This window comes from Paenibacillus caui (genome assembly GCF_019904135.1).
Classification (GTDB): Bacteria; Bacillota; Bacilli; order Paenibacillales; family Paenibacillaceae; genus Fontibacillus; species Fontibacillus caui.
This window is the reverse complement of sequence record NZ_JAIOGQ010000052.1, coordinates 1-12,189: the sequence shown is the minus strand read 5'-3', so window position 1 is coordinate 12,189 and position 12,189 is coordinate 1. Positions and strand designations below refer to the sequence as shown.

Sequence of the window (12,189 nt, the reverse complement as noted above, 5' to 3'; positions counted from 1 at the left end):
GGGGTAGGCAAAAGCGACAATGGCATAGTAGCTTGAACGTAGTGAAAGCTAGCGCCTTTAGACGCGAGCCGGTAATAAAGGCTTATAGCCTTAGAGCAAACCACCCGTTTGACGGGTGGTTATGATTTGGTCGAGCGGGTGGACCGGGAAGCCCGAAGCAAAGTAAAATCGGCGTAATGGATAAAAGGTTATTAGGAGGAATAGACGGTGAAAGTGCTGTTTATCGGAGACATTGTCGGAAATACGGGCCGCAAGGCTCTGAAGGAGATGCTGCCCCAGCTTAAATCCAAGTACAGCCCTGACATCGTGATTGCCAATGGCGAGAACGCGGCAGCGGGACGGGGGATAACGGCGGCTATAGCGAAGGAGTTCTTTGATTGGGGTATTCACGGCATTACGATGGGCAACCATACCTGGGACAACAAGGATATTTTTGATTTTATCGATGATGAGCCGCGGATGATCAGACCTGCCAACTATCCGCCTGGAACTCCAGGCAGGGGCTATACGGTCGTAAAGAACGGCAGCAAGGAGCTGGCGATAGTCAATTTGATGGGCAGAACGTTTCTGCCTCCCCTTGATTGCCCTTTCCGGGCTTCGGACGATATTGTGGACACGCTGCGCAAGAAACACAAGTTTATACTTGTTGATTTCCACGCCGAAGCGACTTCGGAAAAGATTGCAATGGGCTGGCATCTGGACGGCAGGGCATCGATGGTTGTCGGAACGCATACCCATGTGCAAAGCAACGATGAACTTGTGCTTCCCCAAGGAACGGCGTATATTACCGATGTTGGGATGGTCGGGTCCAGAGAGGGCATCCTCGGCATGGAACGCGATGCGGTGCTGCGCAAATTCAAAACCCAGCTCCCGGTAAGGTTTCAGGTATGCAGCGGAAAATGGCAGTTCCATGCGGTATTGGCTGATCTGGACAACACGACGGGGCTGGCCAAGCAAATCCGGAAAATTCGCATTCTGGAAGATGAGTGGACGATGAACTAGCTTAGGTACGTGCAGAACAACTGTGAGGCATCCGTTTTACCGTGCCTTTTTTCCGGTAATCTCCCTAAAAAGAAGGAATTATTTCAAATTTCCCGAATATGATCTATACAGATCATTTGTCAAGGTAGTGGAATCCAAACCATTATTCCCAGGGAGGTACTTACCATGGAAGTATTAAAAGTTTCAGCAAAATCCAACCCCAACTCCGTTGCCGGCGCACTTGCGGGCGTGCTGCGAGAACGAGGCGCTGCTGAACTTCAGGCTATTGGCGCAGGTGCGCTCAATCAAGCGATCAAAGCGGTTGCCATTGCCCGTGGTTTTGTGGCTCCAAGCGGAGTCGATTTGATCTGTATTCCGGCTTTTACCGACATTGTCATCGATGGAGAAGATCGGACAGCAATCAAATTGATTGTAGAACCGAGATGATTGAACCCTATATAATAACCTGTTTGCCGGAGTGGCAGACAGGTTTTTTGCGTTTATGGCTTGATGTTTGTGGCAGAGTATAGGAATAAACCGGATTGGATGTGAAAGGATTGAAATTTGGCATTGTTGATTTTCATTGTGACGCTTTAAGCAAACTCCATCAGGACCCAAGCATTCATTTTAGCGATGATCAAAAGCTTGACGTATCCGCCTTCAAGCTTAAACAAGGGGGGATAAAGCTGCAGTGCTTTGCCATTTTTGTTTCTGAAAGGCTGGGGCAAGGCCGCATCGGGCATATTTTGGAGCAAATCAGATTGTTCCGGACCGAAGTGGAGGCATGTGGACTGCCCTTGGTTACGAGCCGTCAGCAATTGGCCGCGCTTGTCGCCAGCGGAGGCAGCGGGGGGCTGCTGTCCCTGGAAGGAGCCGATGCGCTTGAAGGAAACTTAAGCTATCTCCGGTGCTGCTATGACCTGGGAGTCCGCTTTTTAGGGATTACCTGGAATCATGCCAACTGGGCGGCTGACGGGATTATGGAGTCCCGAGGCGGCGGTTTTACGCAGAAAGGCAAGGAACTGGTGCAAGCATGCCATGAGTTGGGCATCATTCTCGACGTCTCTCATTTGTCCCCCAAAGGCTTTTGGGAACTGACAGAGCTGGCGGAAACCGCCGGGAAACCTTTTATTGCTTCCCATTCGAACAGTTTTTCCGTTTGCAACCACCCCAGAAATTTAAGCGACGAGCAAATTCGGGCGATTGTGCGGCTGGGCGGCCGGATCGGCATCACGTTTGTGCCGTATTTCGTTAAATCGGAAGGCCCTGTAAAAATGACCGATTTGCTGCCGCATTTGGAGTATATGTGTTCGCTTGGAGCTGAGAATCATCTTGTGTTCGGCTCCGATTTTGACGGAATTGATCATCATATTGCTGGCCTGGAAAATGCGGCGAAATATTCCGATTTGCGAGAAATGCTGCTCAAGTATTATTCCGGGGCGCTTGCTGACAAGTGGCTGTACCAAAATGCATTGAAATTTTTGCAAACACAGATACCAGCAACAAAGAAAACGCTTTAATTAATCACATCCCGAGAACGGTTTAATCGAAAACTACTATATGAAATGGGCGCGAAAACGCTTGCTTTTTGATCGTCACCGACATAAAATTGACATGATTATGAAACAAATATTTCATATTTTAGAGCGAGATGACATTCTCGCAGTGCTTATTTGTTTTAGGCGATCGTGCAATTTTCATGATTCTGATGCGATACCATTAAAGGGGTGGCGGTCTTGATTAGTCAATTGTCATGGAAAATCGGCGGGCAGCAGGGTGAAGGCGTTGAAAGTACGGATCGGATATTCTCGACGGCATTAAATCGTCTGGGGTATTACTTGTATGGTTACAGGCATTTTTCTTCACGTATTAAAGGCGGGCATACGAATAACAAAATCCGGATCAGCACTAAACCGGCTCGTGCCATTTCCGACGATCTGGACATTTTAGTCGCCTTCGACCAGGAAAGTATCGATTTGAATGCACATGAATTGTGCAAGGACGGGGTAATCGTAGCAGATGCCAAATTTAATCCCGCCGTTCCGGAAGGGAGCAGCGCCGTATTATTTGCCGTTCCAATTACGGCGATTGCCGAAGAGCTTGGGACTTCCCTGATGAAGAATATGGTCGCTTCCGGCGCATCCTGGGCCTTGCTCGGATTGCCGCTCGAGGTGTTTAACAAAGCGGTTGAAGAAGAATTCGGGCGCAAAGGCAAGGCGATTGTTGACAAGAATATCGAAGCGGTTCGCAGGGGAGCGGAATACGTGCTCGAGTTGGCCGGCGGACCCTTGGAACGCTTCAAGCTGGAGCCGGCGGACGGCAAGCAAAAGCTGTTCATGATCGGCAATGATGCTATCGGCCTTGGAGCGATCGCTGCAGGCTGCCGGATCATGAGCGCCTATCCGATTACGCCGGCGTCCGAAATTATGGAATATTTGATCAAGAAGCTGCCGAAATTCGGAGGAACAGTCATTCAGACCGAGGACGAAATTGCCGCCATTACGATGGCCATAGGAGCAAACTATGCAGGGGTTCGGACGATGACCGCATCGGCAGGCCCGGGACTCTCCCTGATGATGGAGGCGATCGGCCTGGCCGGGATGACGGAAACGCCTGTCGTCATTGTGGACACCCAGCGCGGCGGTCCTAGCACAGGTCTTCCTACAAAGCAGGAACAAAGCGATATCAATGCGCTGATCTATGGCACCCATGGCGAAATTCCGAAGATCGTGCTCGCTCCGAGCTCGATTGAAGAATGCTTCTACGACACGATTCAAGCGTTCAATCTGGCTGAAAAATACCAGGTTCCCGTCATTCTCGCGACGGATCTGCAGCTTTCCCTCGGCAAGCAATCCTGTGAGCTGCTGGATTACAGCCAGATTACGATTGATAGAGGAGCACTTACGGACGAGATTCCGGAACGTGAAGACGGCAGTCTGTTCAAGCGCTATGCGGAAACGCCTAGCGGAATTTCTCCTCGCGTTATTCCGGGCCAAAAGAACGGCATTCATCATGTGACAGGGGTAGAGCACGATGAAGCGGGCCGCCCGTCCGAAAGTCCGGCGAACCGGAACAAGATGATGGATAAGCGGCTTCGCAAGCTTGACCGAATCAAGGTGGATCACCCGATTCATGTGCAGGCGCCTTATAAGGAACCCGATCTGTTGATCATCGGGATGGGCTCTACGGGAGGTACGATCGATCAGGCGCGCAGAAGTCTGGAAGCGGACGGGATCAAGACAAACCATATCACGGTTCGGCTGCTGCATCCGTTCCCTGCGAAGGAAATACAGCCCTATCTGGAGCAGGCGAAGCAGATTGTCGTGCTGGAGAACAATGCGACAGGCCAACTCGCCAATCTGATCAAGCTGAACGTCGGCTATCGTGACAAAATGGTGAACATGCTGAAATATGATGGCACACCGTTCCTTCCGGCAGAATTGTATGCCAGATGCCTGAAGGTTTATGAAGAGCAAGAATCCGCTCAGAAACCAAACGGGGAGTTGGTTGAACATGGCAACTTTTAAGGAATTCCGCAATAACGTCAAACCTAACTGGTGTCCTGGATGCGGCGACTTTTCGGTACAGGCGGCGATCCAGCGCGCAGCGGCCAATGTAGGCCTCGAACCGGAACAGCTTGCGGTCATCTCGGGGATCGGCTGTTCCGGACGAATATCGGGCTATATTAACGCTTACGGTCTGCATGGCATTCACGGGCGGGCGCTGCCGATTGCCCAGGGCGTGAAGCTGGCCAACCGGGATTTGACGGTGATCGCTTCCGGCGGTGACGGAGACGGCTTTGCGATCGGGATGGGTCATACGATTCATGCGATTCGCCGTAATATCAATATCACCTACATCGTTATGGATAACCAGATTTACGGCCTTACCAAAGGGCAGACCTCCCCTCGGAGCTCGGAAGGCTTCAAGACGAAGAGTACCCCGGAAGGATCCATTGAATCGGCGTTGTCTCCGCTTGAGCTTGCTCTTTCATCAGGCGCGACTTTTGTAGCCCAGTCCTTCTCCAGCGATCTGAAGCAGCTGACAGCTTTGATCGAGGAAGGCATCCGGCATGAAGGTTTTTCACTGATTAACGTATTCAGTCCATGTGTAACCTTCAACAAGGTGAACACCTATGACTGGTTTAAAGAAAATATTACGAATTTGGATACAATTCCGGACTATGATCCGAGCAACCGGATTCAGGCTATGACCAAACTGATGGAAACCGGCGGCTTGCTTACAGGACTAATTTATCAAAATAAAGAACGAAAAAGCTATGAAGATCTTGTTCCCGGCTTCCGCAAAGAGCCTCTGTCAGGCCAGAATCCGGAAATCACCGCAGAGCAGTTTGATCAGCTTGTGGCTGAATTTAAATAGTAGACATTGCATTGTGAAAGGCACCCTCCAAAGGGTGCCTTTGCCTTTTGTGTCGAAAGATGTATAATAGGTAAGGATGTTTTCGTGAAAAAGAGAACTTACAAGGAGTGAATCTACGATGAGTAAAATCGTACCGGTTGGCGTATCTGCACGTCATATCCATCTTACCCAAGAGCATATCGAGGCCCTGTTCGGCGAAGGGTATCAGCTGACAGAATTTAAACCTTTGTCCCAGCCAGGCCAATTCGCAGCCAATGAGCAAGTCGCTGTAATTGGTACCAAAGGACAATTTGACAAAGTTCGGATTCTGGGACCGGCCCGTCCGGCTTCCCAGCTTGAAATTTCCCGTACCGACTCTTTCGCGATCGGCGTTAAGGCACCGGTTCGTGAATCCGGCAAAATCGACGGCACGCCGGGTATTAAAGTAAAAGGCCCTAAGGGCGAAATTGAGCTCGAACAAGGCGTTATCGTGGCTGCCCGCCATATTCATTTTCATACTTCAGACGCCGAAAAATGGGGCATCAAGGACAAACAGCTGCTGAAGGTGCGCGTAGGCGGCGAACGCGGCGTCGTATTTGAAAATGTGATTTCCCGTGTTTCCGATTCTTTCGCACTCGATATGCATATCGACACGGACGAAGCGAATGCCGCAAGCGTTAAAAATGGCGACACCGCTGAAATCGTGGACTAAGAACCGTTTACCGTTTACAAACTCGATTCTCGAAAACCCAAATGGCAGGCCCGGATTCAATCCGGCCTGCCATTTGTATTTTTCTCGGCTACGGCTTGTTTTGACGGGCCTTTTGCTTAGGCATGTAGAAATAGATAGGCAAGCATGTTATAATTTGATGTAATGCATTTTTAAATAATTCAACCCGCCGGGATGAAGATAGAGAGGTAAGGAGTGAGCCGCAACATGGCTAAAGAAACAAAGGATTACTCCAAATATTTTGATTTCTCGGATGCCAAGGTGCTCCACGAAGACGAGAACGGAAAGAAAATCCGTATTCGCGGCCGGGAAATTCATATCTTATCCGAACCGAATCACAAGCAAGAGAAACAGCGCGGCAAGGAATCCGTACAGGTCCATTATGAGCAGGCCGTGCCGGATGAGCTGAGAACAATAGGGCAGGGTAAGCACTATATCGTCTACACCTTTGGCTGCCAGATGAATGAGCACGATACGGAGACGATCAAAGGTTTGCTGGAGCAAATGGGCTATCAGCCTACGGAAGACCGCAAAGAGGCCGATATCATTTTGCTCAATACATGCGCGATTCGGGAGAACGCCGAAGACAAGGTGTTCGGCGAATTGGGCCATCTGAAGCATCTGAAGACCGAAAACCCTGAGCTGCTGCTTGGTGTATGCGGTTGTATGTCGCAGGAAGAAACGGTGGTAAACCGGATTCTGCAGAAGCACGGTTTTGTCGATATGATCTTCGGTACCCATAACATTCACCGTCTGCCGCTGCTCATTCACGAATCTTTGATGAGCAAGGAAATGGTAGTGGATGTATGGTCCAAGGAAGGCGACATTATCGAGAATTTGCCGAAGAAACGTGAAGGCATGCGCGCATGGGTGAATATCATGTATGGTTGCGACAAGTTCTGTACGTATTGCATTGTGCCGTTTACCCGCGGCAAGGAGCGCAGCCGCCGTCCTGAAGACGTAATTGCCGAGGTCCGGGATCTGGCCCGCCAGGGATTCAAGGAAATTACGCTGCTTGGGCAGAACGTAAATGCCTACGGCAAGGATTTCACGGACATCACGTATTCTTTTGCCAATTTGATGGATGATATCCATAAGATCGATATTCCGCGGGTCCGCTTCACAACATCGCATCCGCGCGATTTTGACGATGAATTGATTGCGGTTTTGGCCAAAGGGGGCAATCTCGTTGAGCACATTCACCTGCCCGTACAGTCGGGGAACACGGAAGTGCTTAAGATGATGGGCCGTAAATATTCGCGCGAGCATTATTTGGAGCTTGTCCGCAAGATCAAGGCTGCGATTCCGAATGTCGTACTCACCACAGATATCATTGTCGGTTTCCCCGGGGAAACGGATGAACAATTCGAAGAAACGCTGTCTTTGGTCCGCGAAGTGGGCTACGATTCGGCCTACACCTTTATTTACTCGCCGCGCGAGGGCACGCCGGCTGCTTCCATGAAGGACGACATTCCTATGGAGGTCAAGAAAGAACGGCTGTACCGGCTGAATGAAGCTATTCAAGAGTGCAGCCGGGAAAGCAGCGAGCAGTTCAAAGGACAAATTGTTGAAGTGCTGGTTGAAGGCCGAAGCAAAAACAATGCCGAGGTGCTATCCGGCCGCACACGGACCAACAAGCTCGTCCATTTCGAAGGTGCGCCTGAGTTGATCGGAACGTTTGTTCATGTGGAGATTACGGATCCGATGACGTGGTATATCAAGGGCAAAATTGTGAATGATCCGGTAGTTTCGGCTTAGGGTAGAACCAATTCTTAAAAGTTCAATAGCGAAAGGAAGGAATTCAAAGGTGGCAGAGTTTCAGGAAATGTCTGACGCTAAAGGCGGAACGCCGAATTCCGCTTCGCATCGTATATATATGAAAGCTGAAATCCTGGAGAAGTCCAGGGCGCTTGCCGATTTGATCGGCACCAGCGAGGAAGTGGAGGTATTTAAAAAAGCCGAGCAGAAAATTCAGCATCACGAACGCATTCAATCGCTGATTGCACAGATGAAGAAGAAGCAAAAAGAAATTGTTGCGTTTGAGAGCATGGGCAATGCCGGCATGGTGTCCCGGATCGAACGGGAGATCGACGAGCTCCAGGCGGAGATCGATGCCATTCCACTCGTCGCGGAATATCAGCAGAGTCAGGCGGACATCAACTATTTGCTGCAGTTCGTGATGTCGGCCATACATGATACCGTGTCGCAAAAGATTCATGTGGAATCAGGCACGGATGCGCCTCCCAGCCGGTGCGATTGATGCAGCAGGCACATGTGCGGAAGGAAGCCTTCCGCACTTTTTTTGCTGTAAGCCAAGGGAATAAACTTAACAGGATAAACAATCAAGCGTACATATAAATATACTTTGGCCAAGGCGAAACAGACAAATGGACATCAGAGATACGTCATTAGGAGGAGCGGTAATGGACTGGACCGATATTATGGCACGCAATGATAAAACGTTCTGGGGATTTTTAGGCATGAAGCTGATTTCTGTGGACAGCGGGCGAGTGGAAATCGGGCTTGACGCAGAAGAAAAGCATCTGAATTCGATGGGTATTGTACATGGGGGCGTTCTGTCTTCCCTGATGGATCAGGCGATGGGCATCTTGCTGTCGGAGGCCAAAGGGGGAGCCCAGGGGGTCACGACCCATTTGAATGTTAATTTTCTATCGCCCATGAGTCCAGGGCAGCTTGTCGCAAGCGCTTTTCCCGTTCATGAAACGTTCCGGACAATGACCATGCGCGCGGAAGTCAGAAATGCGGAGGGGCGGTTAGGCTGTATCGCGACTTCAACATTTCGGCTTTCGAAAGCGTGATCCTGTACCAAAACTAATATTACAGTGTGGTGATGGACAATGAGCAATGAGCAGGAAAACGAAAATGGGGATAATCCGAAAAAATATCGCACACCCGATGGTATCCCCGCGGATATAGTCATGTTTACTTTAACGAAACAGGAGCGGCGTTCATCGACCAAATCGCTGCCCCTTTTCGAACTGAAAGTCATGCTCGTCCGCAGGCGGAGCTGGCCCTTTGCCGGGGCTTTCGCGCTTCCCGGAGGATTTTGCCAGGAAAACGAATCGCTGTTTGAGACAGCGAGCCGCGAGCTTAAGGAAGAAACCGGCGTGGACGGCGGGCATTTGGAATATCTTGGCGTATACAGTACGCCGGGCAGAGATCCGCGCGGCTGGATCATTTCGCACGCTTTTTACGCATTGGTGGAAGAAGCGGTTTTGGAGAAACGAAAAGCCGCAGACGATGCGCAGGCGGTTGGATTGTTTACGGTCGAAGAAGCGCTTGAGGAGCTGGAGCTTGCGTTCGATCATCGCGAAATTATTAAGGATGCATACCGGAGAATTCAGCAGCAGATGCTGCAGACGACGATCGCCAAACAGTTTTTGCCGCCGCATTTTACGTTAAGCGAATTATATCAGGTGATTCAGACGGTTGTGCCCGATTTTGAAGAATTGAACTTTATCCGGAAAATCACCTCCACGCGCAGCAGGCAGGGAATCTTGGAGGAGGTTCGCGATGAGACCGGCAAGCCGCTGCTCTCGAATCAGTATTCGCAGCGTCCGGCGCAGCTGTACCGCTTTACGGATTTTACACCGCAACTGTCGATTTATACTTAATATTTTTGAACGCAGCGGTAGATGAACAATTCAAGGCCAAGGAGTTGAGGGAACAGATGAAAGCATTGATCGTGATTGATTTCACGAATGATTTTGTCGATGGAAGCCTTCCGGTGGGAGACGCCGCTGTACAAATCGAGCCTGTCATCTCAAAGCTAACCGAAACTTATGCTGAGCGCGGTGAATTTGTTGTCATGGCTGTAGATCTACATGAGCCGGGGGACCCGTATCATCCGGAAACGAAGCTGTTTCCTCCTCATAATTTGCGGGGAAGCGATGGGCGGGCGCTTTACGGAGCGCTCGAGCAGGTTTATGAGAAGCATAAGGACAGCATCTATTGGATGGACAAAACAAGGTACAGCGCTTTTTGCGGCACCGATCTGGAACTAAAGCTGCGGGAACGCGGAATTACGGAAGTCCATCTGATCGGCGTATGCACGGATATTTGCGTGCTGCATACGGCCGTGGACGCTTATAATAAAGGTTTTGATATTACGGTTTATGAAGATGCCGTTGCCAGCTTCAATCCGGCCGGACATGAATGGGCGCTTGGGCATTTTACAGGCAGTCTGGGCGCAAAGGTCGTCAAGAGCTCCTGAACGTTGCAAAATGCGCAAGGACAGCCGGCCTTCGGCCTGCCTATCGTTTTTGGGAACAACAAGAGAGGGATGAATAACAGATGCAAACAACAAGTTTGGCCCTGCATACCGATAAATATCAAATCAATATGATGTATGCGCATTGGATAAACGGCAGCCATAAACGAAAAGCCGTCTTTGAGGCTTATTTCCGCAAGCTTCCGTTTGGCAATGGTTATGCTGTATTTGCGGGTCTTGAACGAATTGTGAACTATATACGGGATCTTCGATTTACGGAAGAAGACATGGCCTATCTGGCGAAGCAGGAAGAGAATTACAAACCGGAGTTTCTGGAATTATTGAAAAATTTCCGCTTTGAAGGCACACTTCTTTCGATGAAGGAAGGCTCCCTTGTTTTTCCAAATGAACCGCTAATTCGGGTGGAAGGCACAATCATGGAGACCCAGCTGGTGGAAACAGCCCTGCTGAACTTCATGAACTTCCAGACACTGATCGCTACCAAAGCGTCCCGGATCAAGCAGGTGGCCCCAAACGATGTACTGCTCGAGTTCGGCACGAGACGGGCTCAGGAGGCCGATGCGGCGATATGGGGCGCAAGAGCGACCTATATTGCGGGGTTTGATGCGACCTCCAACATGCTTGCGGGCGAATATTTCGGGATTCCGACCAAAGGCACGCACGCCCACTCCTGGGTGCAGAGCTTTGATTCGGAGTTAGAGGCGTTCGAGCTGTATTCCAAGGCGCTTCCGGAGCAGGTGACGCTGCTTGTGGATACGTTTGATACGTTAAAAAGCGGGATTCCAAACGCGATCAAAACCGCAAAATGGCTGGAATCCCAGGGCAGAAAGATGTCAGCGATCCGCCTGGACAGCGGGGACCTGGCGTATTTGTCCATTCAGGCGCGGAAAATGCTCGATGAAGCAGGCCTGACCTACGTCAAAATCGTCGCTTCCAATGATCTGGACGAGAACACGATTTTTAACCTGAAGGCCCAGGGAGCGCGCATCGACATTTGGGGCGTAGGCACCCAGCTCATTACGGCTGCGGATCAGCCTGCGCTTGGCGGGGTATACAAGCTGGTGGAACGCCAGAAGGGCGACCATATGGAACCGACCATCAAAATTTCCGGCAATCCGGAGAAGATCAGCACGCCGGGCAAGAAAGATGTTTACCGCCTGATCAGCCGAAAGGATCAGAAGGCTATCGCGGATTATATTTCATATCCCCATGAGCATGTAGAGGGTATGGAAGGCAAGCTGCGCCTTTTGCATCCGGTTCACGCCACACTTCAGAAAACCGTCAGAAATTTCGATGCGGTCCGAATGCTGGAGCCTGTGTTTGTAGACGGCAAGCTGGTGTATGAGCTGCCAACCCTGAATGAAATCAGGGCTTATCATAAACAGCAGCTCGCCTTGTTCTGGCCGGAATATCTGCGTAAGATGAACCCGGAAATTTACCGTGTAAGCTTGAGTCAGGCCGTCTGGGAGCAAAGACAGAAAATGATTGAAGTTTATCTGGAGCAGAATGAAGAATAAAGAATATAGCACAGTAAAGGTGCTCCAAATTAAATAACAGCTCATTTCAAGGCTATTCTTTAAGGTTACAACCTTTTGGAATAGCCTTATTTTGGTTTCGGCGATCTGTTCCGGAGACAAAAGTGTTTAAGATGCGAGAATCGCCAAATCGCGTGATAAGTACGATTATTAAATAAAGCCGCAAAGCCCGTCAAAGCGCTATAGCTTTGACGGGCTCTTTCTAGTACGCCCAGCATGGGCGTCATCTACACGGTGAAAGTCCGGAATGGGGGCTGGCGAGCGCCTACCATTAGCCAAGGGTAAGGGTGTCCCATCGTGAGGTGGAATCTGAAGGAAGCCGGAGGCAAAAG

The 12,189-nt window shown here is 50.2% G+C and carries 12 protein-coding genes; all 12 read left to right on the top strand.

Annotation, left to right across the window (positions count from 1 at the left end; translation table 11 throughout):
* Window positions 1-207 precede the first annotated feature (207 nt).
* The 12 genes from K7397_RS20395 (at window position 208) to K7397_RS20340 (ending at window position 11,839) form a co-directional block, all read left to right on the top strand.
* Window positions 208-1,002 carry a TIGR00282 family metallophosphoesterase gene (locus K7397_RS20395; RefSeq protein ID WP_223070430.1) on the top strand — a complete coding sequence of 265 codons (795 nt, stop codon included), beginning with the start codon at window positions 208-210 and terminating at the stop codon, window positions 1,000-1,002.
* A 165-nt stretch (window positions 1,003-1,167) separates the two neighbouring features.
* Entirely contained in the window at window positions 1,168-1,428 is a 261-nt protein-coding gene (locus K7397_RS20390) for a stage V sporulation protein S (RefSeq protein WP_006286829.1), read from the top strand.
* Window positions 1,429-1,538: 110 nt separating this feature from the next.
* On the top strand, window positions 1,539-2,501 hold the full coding sequence (locus tag K7397_RS20385; RefSeq protein WP_223070429.1) for a dipeptidase: 963 nt from the start codon (window positions 1,539-1,541) through the stop codon (window positions 2,499-2,501).
* A 216-nt stretch (window positions 2,502-2,717) separates the two neighbouring features.
* A complete protein-coding gene (locus K7397_RS20380) occupies window positions 2,718-4,508 on the top strand; it encodes a 2-oxoacid:acceptor oxidoreductase subunit alpha (RefSeq protein WP_223070428.1) in 1,791 nt (596 codons plus the stop codon).
* The gene (locus K7397_RS20375) at window positions 4,495-5,361 is read left to right on the top strand and encodes a 2-oxoacid:ferredoxin oxidoreductase subunit beta (RefSeq protein ID WP_223070427.1); all 867 of its coding nucleotides are present in this window, start codon (window positions 4,495-4,497) and stop codon (window positions 5,359-5,361) included. The genes K7397_RS20380 and K7397_RS20375 overlap by 14 nt, the downstream gene beginning before the upstream one ends.
* 118 nt (window positions 5,362-5,479) lie before the next feature.
* Window positions 5,480-6,052, top strand: coding sequence for a phosphate propanoyltransferase (gene pduL / locus K7397_RS20370; RefSeq protein WP_223070426.1), 573 nt, complete (start codon window positions 5,480-5,482; stop codon window positions 6,050-6,052).
* 225 nt (window positions 6,053-6,277) lie between these two features.
* Complete coding sequence (gene miaB / locus K7397_RS20365) at window positions 6,278-7,828, top strand: tRNA (N6-isopentenyl adenosine(37)-C2)-methylthiotransferase MiaB (RefSeq protein ID WP_223070425.1); 1,551 nt, start codon at window positions 6,278-6,280, stop codon at window positions 7,826-7,828.
* A gap of 49 nt (window positions 7,829-7,877) precedes the next feature.
* The gene (locus tag K7397_RS20360; protein ID WP_420488819.1) at window positions 7,878-8,330 is read left to right on the top strand and encodes a YlbF/YmcA family competence regulator; all 453 of its coding nucleotides are present in this window, start codon (window positions 7,878-7,880) and stop codon (window positions 8,328-8,330) included.
* Window positions 8,331-8,493: 163 nt separating this feature from the next.
* Window positions 8,494-8,889 carry a PaaI family thioesterase gene (locus K7397_RS20355; RefSeq protein ID WP_223070424.1) on the top strand — a complete coding sequence of 132 codons (396 nt, stop codon included), beginning with the start codon at window positions 8,494-8,496 and terminating at the stop codon, window positions 8,887-8,889.
* 39 nt (window positions 8,890-8,928) lie between these two features.
* Window positions 8,929-9,705 carry an NUDIX hydrolase gene (locus K7397_RS20350; protein WP_223070423.1) on the top strand — a complete coding sequence of 259 codons (777 nt, stop codon included), beginning with the start codon at window positions 8,929-8,931 and terminating at the stop codon, window positions 9,703-9,705.
* 56 nt (window positions 9,706-9,761) lie between these two features.
* Entirely contained in the window at window positions 9,762-10,304 is a 543-nt protein-coding gene (locus K7397_RS20345) for a cysteine hydrolase family protein (protein WP_223070422.1), read from the top strand.
* Between the two features lie 80 nt (window positions 10,305-10,384).
* Entirely contained in the window at window positions 10,385-11,839 is a 1,455-nt protein-coding gene (locus K7397_RS20340) for a nicotinate phosphoribosyltransferase (RefSeq protein ID WP_223070421.1), read from the top strand.
* Window positions 11,840-12,189 lie beyond the last annotated feature (350 nt).

Coding starts and splice junctions, on each gene's coding strand:
- pduL (WP_223070426.1), top strand. CDS start 5,480: ATGAGTAAAATCGTACCGGTTGGCGTATCTGCACGTCATATCCATCTT.
- K7397_RS20375 (WP_223070427.1), top strand. CDS start 4,495: ATGGCAACTTTTAAGGAATTCCGCAATAACGTCAAACCTAACTGGTGT.
- miaB (WP_223070425.1), top strand. CDS start 6,278: ATGGCTAAAGAAACAAAGGATTACTCCAAATATTTTGATTTCTCGGAT.
- K7397_RS20340 (WP_223070421.1), top strand. CDS start 10,385: ATGCAAACAACAAGTTTGGCCCTGCATACCGATAAATATCAAATCAAT.
- K7397_RS20350 (WP_223070423.1), top strand. CDS start 8,929: ATGAGCAATGAGCAGGAAAACGAAAATGGGGATAATCCGAAAAAATAT.
- K7397_RS20345 (WP_223070422.1), top strand. CDS start 9,762: ATGAAAGCATTGATCGTGATTGATTTCACGAATGATTTTGTCGATGGA.
- K7397_RS20355 (WP_223070424.1), top strand. CDS start 8,494: ATGGACTGGACCGATATTATGGCACGCAATGATAAAACGTTCTGGGGA.
- K7397_RS20390 (WP_006286829.1), top strand. CDS start 1,168: ATGGAAGTATTAAAAGTTTCAGCAAAATCCAACCCCAACTCCGTTGCC.